Here is a 14,153-nt window from a genome sequence, read left to right as displayed (position 1 = left end):
TTATTGGCTTGCGCTGAGGACGTACAAAGCAACTGTGCTGACAACGCCCACCAGCCAAGCCAAGGATCGCAGCTTGTCTTTGTCCATCACATAGCAAGCTACGTAGGCCACTCTGGCTGCAATGAATAAACCAGCCCACATTTCAAGCTGGTCAGCTTCTATGTCTGACAACATGGCCAACAAAACACCCACCGCATACATGGGGAAAGCTTCAAAGCAATTGGCTTGCGCTGCGTTGGCCCTAGCGCGATAGCCTGTTTGTTTAGCCAGCCATTCCCTTGGATTGTGGTTGTCGTAATTTTTCTGGCCGCCTTTGGCAATGCCGGCACAAATCCAAGGCATTGCGCCAGCAAACAAGAGAGAAGCAATTGGTAAATCCATCATCAAGTCCGATTCTATAAATTGTATTGAGACACAAGACAGAGTCTATGTTAACCCTCAATGTGCAATTCTTGAATTTTTCGAGTGATGGTGTTGCGGCCAATGCCTAATTTGACAGCGGCCTCAATTCTTCGGCCACGGGTAGTGGCCAAAGCTGCCTGAATGAGCAAAGACTCAAAGCGACGGGTCAAGACATCCCATACATCCTGTCGGTCTGTTCCTAGCAATTGCAAGGCCTCCACTTCTAGGGCACTTTCCCAACCCGCGTGTGCGCCCAAATTGATCAGGCTGGCGGGGGCATTGGACGAGGCAGTAGTTTGGGTTGGCTCTTTGAAGTGAGCAGGCTCGGTGCCTGTTAGATTTTCAGCAACAGATGACTCAGCAACAGGCGACAAAACTTCTGGCGGCAAGTCTTTGGCTTCGATCATTTGCGCTGGCGCCATGACCGTTAACCAATGGCAAATGTTTTCAAGCTGACGGACATTGCCTGGAAAGTTAAAGTGGCTCAGGATATCGAGGGCCTGATCAGAGATTCGCTTGGCTTCCACACCCAACTGCTGCGCACTTTGCACCAAGAAATGTTTGGTCAACACATGCACGTCTTCTCTTCTCTCGCGCAGGGCAGGCAAGCGCAAACGAATGACGTTCAGACGGTGAAACAAATCTTCACGGAACACGCCTTCTTTGACGCGCTGTTCTAGATCCTGGTGTGTGGCAGCAATGACGCGAACATTGGCTTTAACCGCTGTGTGCCCGCCCACCCTGTAAAAATGGCCATCCGACAACACGCGCAGCAGACGTGTTTGAAGGTCAAAAGGCATGTCGCCAATTTCATCCAAAAACAAAGTGCCGCCGTCAGCCTGTTCAAAGCGACCGCGTCTTGAAGTTTGGGCGCCAGTAAATGCACCCCGTTCGTGTCCAAAAAGTTCGCTCTCTAACAAGTCTTTGGGAATGGCCGCGGTATTGATGGCCACAAAGGGTCCATTGGCACGCGGGGAATGTTTGTGCAACGCTCTGGCTACCAACTCTTTGCCAGAACCAGATTCGCCTGTGATCATGACCGTGACATTGCTCTGCGACAAACGGCCAATGGCTCTGAACACGTCCTGCATGGCGGGTGCTTGCCCCAGCATTTCTGGGGTGCTGGCCATCAACTCTTCAGCCACTTCTTCGCGCTGACTTTCTTCCAAGGCACGGCGAATGAGTTCGATGGCTTTGGGTAAATCGAAAGGTTTGGGCAGGTATTCGAAAGCACCATTTTGGAAGGCAGAAACAGCACTGTCCAAATCGGAGAAGGCCGTCATGATGATGACGGGAAGCCCTGGCAGTTTTTGCTTGACCTCGGTCAACAGATCCAAGCCAGAACCACCGGGCATGCGAATGTCACTGACCAAGACTTGAGGGCCCTCTCGGCCTTCTTCAGAATTCAAGGCTGCCAAAACTTCGCGAGGATTGGTAAAGCTTCGAGTGCTCAAGCCTTCACGCAGAAGCGCTTTCTCTAAGACGAATCGGATAGATTGGTCATCGTCTACGATCCAGATAGGCTTCATGGGTCACAACTTTCTATTTAAAGATGCCAAGGTCTGAAATCAGATCAAGGCAACGGAATCAAAATCTTAAAATCTGTGCGACCTGGCACGCTCTCACACTCGATCGATCCGTGGTGCTGCTGAACAAATGTCTGCGCCAAAGTCAGACCCAAGCCAGAGCCACCTTCTCTTCCAGAGATGAGAGGGAAGAAAATTCGGTCTTTGATCGAGTCTGGAACACCAGGCCCGTTGTCAATCACATGCAATTCCAATGCCAGACGGTAGCGCTGCTTGCCAAAAGTGCTTTGTCTGGCAATGCGGGTTCTAAAAGTCAGCTCGGCGTGACCTTCATTGATCTTGTCGGCCAAGGCCAAAGAGGCATTGTGGGCAATGTTCAGTACCGCTTGAATGAGTTGTTCCAGGTCGCCCCTGAACTCCGGGATGGAAGTGTCGTAGTCACGTATCACCCTCAGGCCCTTGGGAAACTCTGAAACGATCAGAGACCGCACACGCTCACACACTTCGTGAATGTTGACATCGCCCACCACGTGCGGTCGTTTGTGCGGCGCCAAAAGGCGATCCACCAAAATCTGAAGTCGATCAGCTTCTCGAATGATGACTTGTGTGTACTCGGTCAACTCCTTGGAGTCCATCTCCATCTCAAGGAGCTGCGCCGCCCCCCTAATACCGCCTAAGGGGTTTTTAATTTCATGCGCCAAATTCCGAATCAACTCTTTGTTGGCTTGCGCTTGATCGAGCAGCCGCTCTTCTCGGTCTTGTTTGGTTTGTTGTTGGATGGGCAACAATTCGATGATGATTTCGCCTGGCAAATCAGACTGCGCCACAATGACATGTACCGGCAAGCTTTCTTCTGGCTTGATTCTCAACAACTCAGAGTCGTAGCGCAAGGCAGCGAATTCGTTGGCTTTGGCCCCCGCCAGCGCATGCTTCAGGGGTTTGGCGTCGCTGAAAAAATTGAGGAAAGACTGCCCTTCCAAGCTCCTGCGAGATTGACCAATCACATCTTCAAGTTCTGCATTGACAAACACCACCACCCCGTCGCTGGTCAACACAGCAATGGGTGTAGGCAACCAATCGAACGCACTAAAGCGCGAGGTCTGCCTTTCATTCAACTTTGAAGTCTTTTCGGTTTCGGCCATTTGCATCTCGTTTGAATTTATTTCACGTGAGCGCTAGGAACAGGCGCTGCATACCGGGCCAGTTCTCGACTCAAGGCTTGCAAGTCGCGCTCTATTCTTTGTAGGTTTGTATTAAAGGCCGATTCGCGCTGCCGGTCAGGCTGACTTTGTTTGTGGCTTTGCACCAATTCGGCTTGCTGCTTCAGAAGTTTTTGACGCTCATCCTCCAAGATGGTGCGTGCCTTTGTATTCCGTTGGTGCACTTCTTGGGGACTAGTTTGCGGACTTGTTTGGTGGCTTGCTTGATGACTTGATTGAGCCCCTGGCGTGCTTTCAACTTGTGCCTCTTTCGGCTTAGACGATGAATTGAAACTGGGAGAATTTTGAACCTTGGTGCCTTCAATTTGAGTCGAGTTTGAGATCTCCAACTTTTGGCACAACTCTGGATTTTTGGGCAGGTTGGTTAACTCCTGTCCGCATTTGTAAACCGCCTGGTCTGCCATCACAAGCCCAACAAACAAAGCACACATCAAGCTCAAGATGCTTTGCAAAGTGAACCTCATGATTTGCGACCTATCAAATGGCATTCATTGTCTCTTCAAAATAAAAAAGGACGGCCTGAGCCGTCCTTTTCGGGTAGGGCTCAGGTGCCCAAACTCGCTGCAAATTACAGTGAGTAGTACATCTCGTATTCGATGGGGTGCACGGCTTGACGGAAGCGTGTGACTTCACCCATTTTCAATTCAATGTAAGCGTCGAGCATGGAGTCTGTGAACACGCCACCTTTGGTCAAGAAGGCACGGTCTTTGTCCAAATACTCGAGGGCTTGGTCCAAGCTGTGGCAAACGGTTGGCACCAATGCATCTTCTTCGGGAGGCAAATGGTACAAATCTTTGGTAGCAGCTTCGCCTGGATGGATCTTGTTTTCCACGCCGTCCAAACCAGCCATCATCAATGCAGCAAAGCAGAGGTAAGGGTTGGCCATTGGATCTGGGAAGCGCGCTTCAATGCGGCGACCTTTGTCAGATGCAACGTGAGGAATACGAATCGAAGCAGAACGATTGCGGCTAGAGTAAGCCAACTTCACGGGAGCTTCAAAACCTGGCACCAAACGCTTGTAGCTGTTGGTGGTTGGGTTTGTGATGGCGTTCAAAGCGCGAGCGTGCTTGATGATGCCGCCGATGTAGTACAGCGCGTAGTCTGACAAACCTGCGTAGCCGTTGCCAGCGAACAAGTTTTTGCCGTCTTTCCAGATGGACTGGTGAACGTGCATGCCGGAACCGTTGTCACCGACCAAGGGCTTGGGCATGAAAGTAGCGGTTTTGCCGTAGGCATTGGCCACGTTCCAAACCACATACTTCAATGTTTGAGTCCAGTCAGCGCGCTCAACCAAGGTGCTGAAGCGTGTGCCGATTTCGTTTTGACCTGCGCCAGCCACTTCGTGGTGGAACACTTCAACAGGGATGCCCATGGATTCGAGAATCAGGGACATTTCTGCACGCATGTCTTGTGTGCTGTCGACGGGAGGCACTGGGAAGTAACCACCTTTGACGGTAGGACGGTGACCGCGGTTGCCGCCTTCCATCTTGGTACCTGTGTTCCAAGGTGCTTCGTAATCGTCGATCTTGAAGAACGTACCGGACATGTCGCTGCCGAAACGAACGTCGTCGAACAAGAAGAATTCTGGCTCGGGTCCGAAGTAAGCGGTATCACCCAAACCGGAAGCCTTCAAATAGGCTTCAGCGCGCTTGGCGATAGAACGTGGGTCACGGTCGTAGGCTTTGCCATCACCGGGTTCCAACACATCGCAACCCAAGATCAAAGTTGTTTCTTCGAAGAAGGGGTCGATGTTGGCTGTGATGGGATCGGGCATCAACAACATGTCGGAGGCTTCGATGCCTTTCCAACCAGCGATAGAAGAACCGTCGAACGCGTGGCCGTCAGTGAACTTATCTTCGTCAAAGTGGGAAATTGGCACGGAAACGTGCTGCTCTTTGCCACGGGTATCGGTGAAGCGGAAGTCAACAAATTTGACTTCGTTGTCTTTCACCATCTTCATCACGTCTGCGACGGTCTTTGCCATCAGATTCTCCTAAGGATGGGTGTTGATAATTGGTTCTTCGGGAATGCAGTTTCTGTGCCAACTAAAGCGCTTTGCGACATTTACCCAAGACCGCTATTGTGCCCCGAGGAAGGACTGGCTCTCAGTAGAAACGCATGATTTTTTTGACAAAACCAATGCACCAGACGAAAGCAATTTTGCACCATTATAGTGCAACACGCATTAACGCACCATTTCGGGGCCAAGCTCGGTGTTGTAGGCTTTTAGCCCCTCCTTCAGCGCTGAAAAGGCATTTTGCGCACTTAATTCGGTACCTTTGACGCCCAGTTCGATGTGTTTCCCCCATTTTGGATGGTCCACACTTGGCAAACTGAACACCTTAACGCCTTGGTGTTCTTTCTCAATCAGTTCCATCAGGGGTGTCAAGGTGGCCTCCATAGCGCCAAACACAATGACCGACATTTCAACGCGCCTGGGAGCCACACCCCAGACTTGGCAATAAGCATCCAACTTATCTTGCATCATGGGCCAAGCCATGACGGGAAAACCAGGCACAAAATGAACAAGCCCGCCGCCCTGCCCCTGACACGTAAAGCCAGGGATCTTGTTGTAGGGGTTGTGAATGATTTCAGCGCCTTGCGGAAACGTGCCCATGTTCAATCGATGCAAGTTATCTTCACGTTCTGGCTCATAGGGCAAGCCTTGTTCAAGCGCTACATCTCGCATGCGCTCCAAGATCAATTCTTTGGCCTGTGGCTGCAACGCCAACTCAAGACCCAAAGCCTTTGCAGCGCATTGGCGCGTATGGTCATCTGGCGTAGCGCCAATGCCGCCGCATGAAAACACAACATCGCCAGAAGCAAATGCGCGGCTCAAAACGGCAGTGATTCTTTCTGGTGAATCACCGACATATTCTGCCCATGCCAATTGCAAGCCACGTTCGGTCAGCAGTTCAATGAACTTTGGGAGATGTTTGTCTGCACGTTTGCCCGACAAAATTTCATCACCAATGATGATGAGTCCAATCTCTGGGGCACGGGAAGTTGATGATATGTTCATAAAGTTATTTCTTGTCTGAGTTCATCCAATGCTTGCAGGAGCAAATGTGCAAACCACAAAGATGAAAAAATAAAGACCAAGGTGTAGATCCAAACTGCAATGGGAATGAGGATGACAAAGGCTGCAGCGAACAATGCACCAGAGGCCCAAATGACGCTTGGTGCCGCGCCCATCATGCCCGTGACGACGCCAATGCCCAAGAGTTGAAATCGATAGCGCGTCATCAATTCGATGCGCTCCAACTTGGTGGCGTGATCGGCCAAAACGTCATAGGCCATCACCCGGTAGGTAAGCCATCCCCAAATAAGCGGTGGTAACAGAAATGCCATGAAGGGAATCCACCACAAAGGGAGTGTCACCACAAACGCAAGCAATGAGATGAAAACTGACAACAAAGTCCAACCCATACTTTGCAACAAAGAGCCGCCCTGTTTGCGAGCTAGGTTTGGAAATCTGCGATCTGAAACCAAACCAACCAATGCAGGTGTGATCATGAAAGAGACTGCCACCAAGGCCATGATCATGACCAACGGTGTCACGGCAAAAATAATGAACAAGGGTGCCAACACCGCCTTCAAGTTCAACAAGCCCATGCGCTCCAGCCAGGTAGACGCCCAACCCATGACGCTGGTGGCATCCATCCACATCCGAACTTGGTTGACCGCAAGCTCCCAATACATGGCGCCCAAACCCATCACGATGACCGCCATCAAAATCAATGGCAGCAAGGACAACAAGATCACTTTGGGGTGAATGCAATACGCGATTGCTCGCCAAAACGAATCCAGCATGATTTTCATGAGTGAGGATATTTTGAAAACAAACGGGTCAGTCCCAATTTTTGTTGGGCCCAAAAACCTTGGCCATAGTCGCGTCCATTTTCCACTTGGTCTCTAACGCCTGTAGGTTCATAGCGATTGGAAAAATTAGCCGTTCCAAACAGCATGTCCCACCACGGAAAGAGCACACCAAAATTGTGGCCGCCCAGCGTTTGCCTGCCCGCTGATTCATGACCGATGCCCACGCCGTGGTGCAAACGGTGAAACCTTGGACTGACCCAGAGTCTGTCGCCCAGCCAACCAAAGCTGCATTTGAAGTTGGCGTGTTGAAAATTTTCAGTCAATTGACTGATGGCTACCAGCGCCACAAATTGGCCAGGGCCAACACCAATCAGTTTGGCAACGACAGACAAAACAAGGGCAGTAGCAATGTCGTCTATCAAGTGATTTCGGTTGTCCGTCCACATGGTCATTTGTCGCTGTGAATGATGCAAAGCGTGCAACGCCCACCAGGCGTTGAATTGATGTTGGCCGCGGTGAATGAAATAGTTGACGGCATCAAACACCACCAAATAAATCACAAAACTGACCACCGCTGTGTCAGTGACACCGGGCCAAATAGCATCCAAATTGAAAGTGGGAAAGCCATGAACACGCAGTTCACCAAAACCTGTCTCGATCAAGTTTTCAAATGTGAAAAACATGAGCAATTTAAACAAGCCCAGCCGATGAATCAGGGTGTAAATCACATCGACTTTGACGGCACTGGGCGACATCACAGGCTCAACGGGCCGCCATTTTTCTAGAGGCGCTATCAGCAGCAGCATGACCACAATTTGAATCACACCAACCAGAAGCCAGCCTGTACCTTCATAGGCGATTTCTAGCAAGTTACCCGCACCCAAATGAAAGGCGATGGGTTGAACCACGTTTTCAAACAAAACCAATTGCAAAAATGCAAAGGTGTCAGTCAACAAATCAAAGAAGGAAGAAAGCATGACTTCGTTCAGGGCGTCTGGCCCGTCTTGGGCGTCTTGGGCGTTTTGGATACTTCAGACAAGAGTTTCGAATATTGCGGGTGTTGGCGCAAACTGGCGAAACAAAAACCCTTTTCTTGCAAGCCCACAATCAGGGGCTCTAGCACTGCTGGCGCCCAGGGATCTTGCCGAGACCAAATGCCAAGATGCGCCACCAAGATGTCACCACTGCGAATGTTCTTCAACGCATTTTTTAATAAGCTGGCGTTGCTGTGCGTTTGGCTGGACAGTTCATCCCCCAAAAAACCTGCAGGCGACCAACCCACATGGGCATAACCGCAAGATGCAGCCGCTTGAATCAATGCGGGTGATATTTTGCCGCCAGGTGCTCTGAACAAAGGCAGACTTGCCCGGCCTGTCAGCGCCTCAAGTCTTTGTGAGGCTTTTTTCAAGTTGTCACAGTAGTCTGCAACACCCCAGTTCAAATCTTTGCCGGCATTGTCACCAGCGCTCGGCCGAATTTTGAAACGCTTGCCATCAAGATCGGCGCGCCAGTAGGCATGATCGAAAGTGTGGCTGGCAAAGTCATGGTTTTCTGCGCCCCGCTCTTTCCACCAAGAGGCCCAATGACTGCCTAAGCTGCCGTCCCCTTCTTGGGTTTTTTCATTGGCACCAAAAAAAGTCACTGGCACTTGATGCTGACGCAAAACTTGGGCAATCAGAGGGGCGACACCCATGTGCCCTGTATCAAAGGTCAGGTAAACCGGTTTTGGACAGGCAGGCAACGGGTTGGCCAAAGCCGGTGCGGCCTGCAAGGGGGTGAGAAAATAGAAAGCAGCAGCCAGCAGCGCTGCCGAGGACTTTGCAACAAGCTTATTGGCGCGGCGCATGATCCAAGGTCCAAACCCCATGGGGTGATTTGCCCACTTTGATCTGTCTCACAACCTTGCGTGTGGCCACATCGATGACCGTTAGCTTTTGCGCCCAGCGCGAGGCCAGAAAAATGGTTTTGCCATCCGCTGAAATGTCCATGCAATCGGGACCTGTGGGGCCAGGATATTGATCCACCACGGTGAATGTGGTGTAGTCAATTTTGCTCAGGGTGTTGGCAACTCGGTTGCTGACCAGAACATGCTGCTTGTCGCCCACAGCGCGGAACGCGTGTGCGCCTTTGCCAGTGCTGATTTTTTTAATTTTCTTGGCAGGCCCATTGGACACATCGAAGACCTCTACGCCATCTCCGCCCGTTAAACCCACTAAAACAAATTTGTCATCGGGTGTGGCAAATACGTCTGCGGGCATTTGACCTGTTTTGACGCGCCACTTGATAACTTGGGTGGCCAAGTCCACCGCGACCAATTCGTTGCTGTCTTGCATGGTGGCCCACACGGTGGTGCTCTTAGAGTCGATCCACATGTGACTGGGCGTTTTTGCAGTCGGAATACGTTTAACCAAGGTGGGTGTTTGGCCATCCCACTTGTAAATGTCAATGTGATTCAATCGATTGGCCACCGTGACGAACCACTTCATGTCAGGTGAAAACCGCAAATGGTAAGGATCCAAAATACCAGGAATGGTGCGTTGAATTTCGGCGGTACGGGGGTCAATGAAAGTCAGAGAATCAGACAAGGCATTGGCCACAATGACTGACTTTTCGTCAGGCGTCAGGTACAAGTGGTGCGGCTCTTTGCCTGTTGGAATGCGCTTGGTTTCCGTCCACGTGACGGGGTCAATCACACTGACATTGCCCTCTAAAGAGTTGAGAACAAAAATGGGGGCAGGTGCGGGTGCAGCGGGCTCTGGCGGGGTTGGTTGAGGCTTGCCAGACATGGCCAAAACGGCCGTGCATGCTGCCAAGCCCAGAGAAAGAGTCAGTGCGCGAAAAATCATCCCTGAAGTGTAATGGCGGAATGCAAGCCATTGCTTCAGAACCCCAGACACTTTGCGCCTTTTCTGAGTTTCTGATGTCAAAATAACCCAATGATTAAGGCAAATTTGATCTCCGTCAGGGGCGTTCAACTGGAAGTCAAGCACATCCCAGGGCCTGACAGCCCTTTGGCCGCTGCCGCTCCGCCCGCCTGCGTCTTTCTGCACGAAGGTTTGGGCAGCGTGGCGCTCTGGAAAGATTGGCCCGAACAAGTCTGCCAAGCATTGGCTTGCGAAGGCTGGGTTTATTCACGACAAGGCTATGGTCTATCGGACGGCATTGCGGACGTGCGAGGAGCGGGAAGGCGCCAAGCCGATTACATGCACCATGAGGCCCTGGTGGTGTTGCCTGAATTGCTCAGAACTTTAAAAATTGCCAAGCCGCTTTTGATTGGCCATTCTGATGGGGGCACCATTGCCCTTATCCATGCAAGCCAATTTGCAGTGGCTGGCTGTGCGGTCATGGCGCCTCATGTGAAGGTGGAAGATATCTCCATTGAAGCCATTACTCAGGCTCGCGACAACTTTGACAAACTGCGCCCTCGATTGGCAGCTTTTCACCAAGATGTTGATGTGGCCTTTTGGCAGTGGAACGATGTCTGGTTAAGCGATGCATTTAGAAGCTTTGACATCCGCCCCTTGCTGCACAGCATTCAATCGCCTTTGATGGCCATTCAGGGATCGGACGATCCCTATGGCACCATGGCACAAATTGATGAGATTGCTTTGAATGCGCCACACACCCACTTGGTCAAACTAGCAAATTGTGGCCACAGCCCGCACAAAGACAAACCTGAAGAAGTGCTTCAGGCTTTGAAGTATTTTTCGAGTTCGCTGGGCAAAATCCAACGCCACTGACCTGGTGCCAAATCTTCGGGCAATTGCAAATTGCCAATGGCACTGCGGTGCAAACCTTCAACCCGATTGCCCACTGCGGCCAACATGCGCTTGACTTGGTGGTATTTGCCTTCGGTGAGGGTCAGCTTCAAATGCGTTTCTGACACCCTTTCACAGGCGGCCGCTTTGACCGGTTTGGGGCTGTCGTCCAACACCACACCCGCCAATAATTTTTCCACCTGGCTGTCGGTAATCTCATGCTTTGTGGTGACTTCATACACCTTGGGCATGTGGTGCTTGGGCGAGCTCATGCGGTGGATGAATTTGCCATCATCGGTGAGCAACAACAAACCGGTGGTGTCTTGATCTAAACGGCCCACGGCTTGAACGCCCTGCACTGCGGCCTTTTGGGGGCGCAACCTTAAGGGTGAAGGCAACAGTGTGTAAATGCTGGGCCAAGTAGACGGCTTTTGCGAACACTCGGTGCCAGTGGGTTTGTGCAACATGAGGTAAGCGCGGTCAAAGTAAGGCCACTCGGTGCCCTGTACTTTGAACTTGAGGTTTTCGGGGTCGAAGAAAACGCCGGGGTCTTCTTGCACCTCGCCGTTGACGCTGACGTAGCCCTGCTGCACCAAGCCGGCGCAAACGCGGCGGGTGCCGAAACCTTGGCTGAAGAGGATGTCTTCTAAGCGCATGGGTTTCATGGCACAGGTCCGCGCAAAACTTCTAAAAACAAGGAATTACTTCAAGGCCTTGAAACGCACGCGCTTGGGCTTGGCACCCTCTTCGCCCAAACGTTTCTTCTTGTCGGCTTCGTACTCTTGGTAGTTGCCGTCAAAGAACACCCACTGGCTATCGCCTTCGGCGGCCAAGATGTGCGTGGCAATGCGATCGAGGAACCAACGATCGTGGCTAATCACCATGACCGAGCCTGCAAACTCCAGCAAGGCATCTTCCAAGGCGCGCAATGTTTCCACGTCCAAGTCGTTGGAGGGTTCGTCCAGCAGCAACACGTTGCCGCCTTCGATCAGTGTTTTGGCCAAGTGCAAACGGCCGCGCTCACCGCCGGACAACATGCCGACTTTCTTTTGTTGGTCGCCACCATTGAAATTGAAGCGGCCGCAATACGCACGGCTTGGCATTTGGAATTTGCCCACGGTCATGATGTCGAGGCCACCGGACACATCTTCCCAAACGGTTTTTTCGTTGGACAAGTCGTCGCGGTTTTGGTCGACAAAGGCCATCTTCACGGTTTGACCAATTTTGACCGTGCCGCTGTCAGGTTGCTCTTTGCCTGCAATCAGTTTGAACAAAGTCGATTTACCGGCACCGTTGGGGCCAATGATGCCGACGATGGCGCCAGCGGGTACTTTGAAGCTGAGGTTGTCAATCAGCAAACGGTCGCCGAAGGACTTGCTGACGTTGGTGAACTCAAATACTTCATTGCCCAAACGCTCGGCCACAGGAATGAAAATTTCCTGGGTTTCGTTGCGCTTTTGGTAGTCGTAATCGCTCAATTCTTCGAAGCGTGCCAAACGGGCCTTGCTTTTGGCTTGGCGGCCTTTGGGGTTGGAACGTGCCCATTCCAATTCCTTTTTCATGGCCTTGGTACGAGCGTCTTCGGTGCGCTGCTCTTGCTCCAAGCGGGCTTCTTTTTGCTCCAACCAAGTGGAGTAGTTGCCTTTGTAGGGAATGCCGTGTCCCCGGTCAAGTTCCAAAATCCATTCGGCCGCGTTGTCTAGGAAGTAGCGGTCGTGGGTGATGGCCACCACGGTGCCAGGGAAGCGCTGCAAGAACAACTCAAGCCAGTCGACACTTTCTGCGTCCAAGTGGTTGGTGGGTTCGTCTAGCAACAACATGTCGGGGCGGCTAAGCAACAAACGGCACAAGGCCACGCGGCGTTTTTCACCACCTGAGAGTTTGCCAATGACAGCATCCCATGGGGGCAAACGCAAGGCGTCTGCAGCAATTTCGAGTTGGTGATCAGACGCATCGCCTGCTGTGGAAATGATGGCTTCCAATTTGGCTTGCTCAGCAGCGAGTGCGTCAAAGTCGGCGTCTTCTTCAGCGTAGGCTGCATAGACTTCTTCGAGTCGGGCTTGCGCAGCCTTCACTTCGCCCATGCCACCTTCAACCGCTTCGCGCACGGTTTCGTTGGGGTCCATTTGGGGCTCTTGGGGCAGATACCCAATTTTGAGACCGGCCATGGGAATGGCTTCGCCTTCAATTTCCTTGTCGATGCCGGCCATGATTTTCAGCAAGGTTGACTTGCCAGAACCGTTCAAGCCGAGCACGCCAATTTTGGCGCCGGGGAAGAAGCTCAGAGAGATGTCTTTGAGAATTTGACGCTTCGGCGGCACGATCTTGCCGACGCGGTTCATGGAAAAAACGTATTGGGCCATGGCTGGGATGCTCTTCAAAAGGGAGAGAAATGTGCTTTTTCCGGAATGGAAAAGACAATTTCCCGAACCCATGATTATCCCAGTCTTTGGAGGCCCTATCTACCCTTTTGAGCCCCGAAATCTTTCAAATTACAGGACTCGATCGCCTGATTTGCCGCTTCGGTTGGAAAATTGGACCCAAGCATCCTGAGTTTCGAGGCCAATTCGGGCTGACCGGCCGCTGTAAACCTCAGATTTGAGCCACTCTGCCTCGGCATTCAGAGCTTCATCGGATTTCACGGCGGTGTACCAAACCCTGTTCTCGGCATCCCAACGGTAGCCCCGCGCTTTGAGTTTGTCCTTGGTTTCAAATGGCGAGCCAAAGGCTTTGACCACCGTACGCGCATTTTCTGCTGCTTTGAAAAGCTGCAGAAGGCCGGTGTTGCTGCCATCGGGCTTGTCAGACTGCAAGGGTGATGACAAAACGCGCAGCAAGGCATGGCAGTCGACTTGGGCGCGGTGAGCGTCGTAAAACCAACCGAACTCACTGCACAAAAACTCGAGCTTGGCAGAGCCTAAGCCTTGTGCTTTCCAATTGATGCCTTGAAAAGAACAAGCCCACGCTTTGTGTTCAAACACGTCCAGTCGGTTTTCTACAAAGGGGCGATCAAAGCCTGCGTTGTGTGCCACGATAAGGTCTGCGCGCGACACCATGTCTTTGATTTTGGCTTCGTTCAGTGACTGACCTTTGACGTCTTGATCGGTAATGCCGGTGAGTTTGACAATTTCGGGTGGGATGGCACAACCTGGATCTTCAAAGTCTTCGTAGACCTCGACTTCACCTACAGGCATGCCAGTTTGCATGTCGACATCGACAGCCAGCATGGCCAACTCAATAATGCGTTCGGCGCGCCAATCAAGGCCTGTAGTTTCGGTGTCCAAAATCAAGACGCGCTTTGTGGGCCCACATGAGCCCTGCCCAAAATTCAGGATAGGTACCAAGCGTCGTTTGACTTTGTAGTCGGGGTGCGCCGAAAGTTGGTCGGCCATGTCGTCAAAATTCATCTCTCACTCGCTTGATCT

At 51.8% G+C, this 14,153-nt stretch carries 14 protein-coding genes; 1 reads left to right on the top strand and 13 read right to left on the bottom strand.

Annotated features, from left to right (window positions below; all coding sequences use genetic code 11):
* The 10 genes from AMM03_RS09825 to AMM03_RS09780 all read right to left on the bottom strand — a co-directional run bounded on the left by AMM03_RS09825 (position 1) and on the right by AMM03_RS09780 (position 9,756).
* Positions 1–381 (bottom strand): MAPEG family protein, encoded by a 381-nt coding sequence (locus AMM03_RS09825; RefSeq protein ID WP_090131098.1) that lies wholly within the window; start codon positions 379–381, stop codon positions 1–3.
* A gap of 50 nt (positions 382–431) precedes the next feature.
* Complete coding sequence (ntrC, locus tag AMM03_RS09820) at positions 432–1,931, bottom strand: nitrogen regulation protein NR(I) (protein WP_090131096.1); 1,500 nt, start codon at positions 1,929–1,931, stop codon at positions 432–434.
* Positions 1,932–1,975: 44 nt separating this feature from the next.
* A complete protein-coding gene (glnL, locus tag AMM03_RS09815) occupies positions 1,976–3,070 on the bottom strand; it encodes a nitrogen regulation protein NR(II) (protein ID WP_090131551.1) in 1,095 nt (364 codons plus the stop codon).
* Positions 3,071–3,087: 17 nt separating this feature from the next.
* Positions 3,088–3,612 carry a hypothetical protein gene (locus AMM03_RS09810; protein ID WP_194942848.1) on the bottom strand — a complete coding sequence of 175 codons (525 nt, stop codon included), beginning with the start codon at positions 3,610–3,612 and terminating at the stop codon, positions 3,088–3,090.
* A gap of 104 nt (positions 3,613–3,716) precedes the next feature.
* The gene (gene glnA, locus AMM03_RS09805; protein ID WP_090131092.1) at positions 3,717–5,132 is read right to left on the bottom strand and encodes a type I glutamate--ammonia ligase; all 1,416 of its coding nucleotides are present in this window, start codon (positions 5,130–5,132) and stop codon (positions 3,717–3,719) included.
* A 201-nt stretch (positions 5,133–5,333) separates the two neighbouring features.
* A complete protein-coding gene (locus AMM03_RS09800; protein WP_090131090.1) occupies positions 5,334–6,170 on the bottom strand; it encodes a competence/damage-inducible protein A in 837 nt (278 codons plus the stop codon).
* Positions 6,167–6,970, bottom strand: coding sequence for an EI24 domain-containing protein (locus AMM03_RS09795; protein WP_090131088.1), 804 nt, complete (start codon positions 6,968–6,970; stop codon positions 6,167–6,169). Before AMM03_RS09795 ends, AMM03_RS09800 begins: the two co-directional genes overlap by 4 nt.
* Entirely contained in the window at positions 6,967–7,947 is a 981-nt protein-coding gene (locus AMM03_RS09790) for a sterol desaturase family protein (RefSeq protein WP_090131086.1), read from the bottom strand. The genes AMM03_RS09795 and AMM03_RS09790 overlap by 4 nt, the downstream gene beginning before the upstream one ends.
* 8 nt (positions 7,948–7,955) lie before the next feature.
* A complete protein-coding gene (locus tag AMM03_RS09785) occupies positions 7,956–8,816 on the bottom strand; it encodes a polysaccharide deacetylase family protein (protein WP_090131084.1) in 861 nt (286 codons plus the stop codon).
* On the bottom strand, positions 8,800–9,756 hold the full coding sequence (locus tag AMM03_RS09780; protein ID WP_228764662.1) for a YVTN family beta-propeller repeat protein: 957 nt from the start codon (positions 9,754–9,756) through the stop codon (positions 8,800–8,802). Before AMM03_RS09780 ends, AMM03_RS09785 begins: the two co-directional genes overlap by 17 nt.
* A gap of 150 nt (positions 9,757–9,906) precedes the next feature.
* On the opposite strand from AMM03_RS09780, the gene AMM03_RS09775 reads away from it, so the two are divergent.
* On the top strand, positions 9,907–10,710 hold the full coding sequence (locus AMM03_RS09775; RefSeq protein WP_090131079.1) for an alpha/beta fold hydrolase: 804 nt from the start codon (positions 9,907–9,909) through the stop codon (positions 10,708–10,710).
* On the opposite strand, the gene AMM03_RS09770 is transcribed toward AMM03_RS09775, so the two are convergent.
* The 3 genes from AMM03_RS09770 to AMM03_RS09760 all read right to left on the bottom strand — a co-directional run bounded on the left by AMM03_RS09770 (position 10,659) and on the right by AMM03_RS09760 (position 14,135).
* Entirely contained in the window at positions 10,659–11,384 is a 726-nt protein-coding gene (locus tag AMM03_RS09770; RefSeq protein ID WP_090131549.1) for a pseudouridine synthase, read from the bottom strand. The genes AMM03_RS09775 and AMM03_RS09770 overlap by 52 nt on opposite strands.
* A 45-nt stretch (positions 11,385–11,429) precedes the next feature.
* Positions 11,430–13,091 (bottom strand): energy-dependent translational throttle protein EttA, encoded by a 1,662-nt coding sequence (gene ettA / locus AMM03_RS09765; protein ID WP_090131077.1) that lies wholly within the window; start codon positions 13,089–13,091, stop codon positions 11,430–11,432.
* A gap of 129 nt (positions 13,092–13,220) precedes the next feature.
* On the bottom strand, positions 13,221–14,135 hold the full coding sequence (locus AMM03_RS09760) for a 3'-5' exonuclease (RefSeq protein ID WP_090131075.1): 915 nt from the start codon (positions 14,133–14,135) through the stop codon (positions 13,221–13,223).
* Between the last annotated feature and the right edge of the window lie 18 nt (positions 14,136–14,153).

The organism is Limnohabitans sp. Rim11 (genome assembly GCF_001269365.1).
Taxonomy (GTDB): domain Bacteria; phylum Pseudomonadota; class Gammaproteobacteria; order Burkholderiales; family Burkholderiaceae_C; genus Limnohabitans_A.
This window is presented reverse-complemented; position numbering and strand designations above follow the sequence as displayed.

Coding starts and splice junctions, on each gene's coding strand:
- glnL (WP_090131551.1), bottom strand. CDS start 3,070: ATGGCCGAAACCGAAAAGACTTCAAAGTTGAATGAAAGGCAGACCTCG.
- AMM03_RS09775 (WP_090131079.1), top strand. CDS start 9,907: ATGATTAAGGCAAATTTGATCTCCGTCAGGGGCGTTCAACTGGAAGTC.
- AMM03_RS09800 (WP_090131090.1), bottom strand. CDS start 6,170: ATGAACATATCATCAACTTCCCGTGCCCCAGAGATTGGACTCATCATC.
- AMM03_RS09790 (WP_090131086.1), bottom strand. CDS start 7,947: ATGCTTTCTTCCTTCTTTGATTTGTTGACTGACACCTTTGCATTTTTG.
- AMM03_RS09810 (WP_194942848.1), bottom strand. CDS start 3,612: ATGAGGTTCACTTTGCAAAGCATCTTGAGCTTGATGTGTGCTTTGTTT.
- glnA (WP_090131092.1), bottom strand. CDS start 5,132: ATGGCAAAGACCGTCGCAGACGTGATGAAGATGGTGAAAGACAACGAA.
- AMM03_RS09825 (WP_090131098.1), bottom strand. CDS start 381: ATGGATTTACCAATTGCTTCTCTCTTGTTTGCTGGCGCAATGCCTTGG.
- AMM03_RS09785 (WP_090131084.1), bottom strand. CDS start 8,816: ATGCGCCGCGCCAATAAGCTTGTTGCAAAGTCCTCGGCAGCGCTGCTG.
- AMM03_RS09760 (WP_090131075.1), bottom strand. CDS start 14,135: ATGAATTTTGACGACATGGCCGACCAACTTTCGGCGCACCCCGACTAC.
- AMM03_RS09780 (WP_228764662.1), bottom strand. CDS start 9,756: ATGTCTGGCAAGCCTCAACCAACCCCGCCAGAGCCCGCTGCACCCGCA.
- ntrC (WP_090131096.1), bottom strand. CDS start 1,931: ATGAAGCCTATCTGGATCGTAGACGATGACCAATCTATCCGATTCGTC.
- ettA (WP_090131077.1), bottom strand. CDS start 13,091: ATGGCCCAATACGTTTTTTCCATGAACCGCGTCGGCAAGATCGTGCCG.
- AMM03_RS09795 (WP_090131088.1), bottom strand. CDS start 6,970: ATGAAAATCATGCTGGATTCGTTTTGGCGAGCAATCGCGTATTGCATT.
- AMM03_RS09770 (WP_090131549.1), bottom strand. CDS start 11,384: ATGCGCTTAGAAGACATCCTCTTCAGCCAAGGTTTCGGCACCCGCCGC.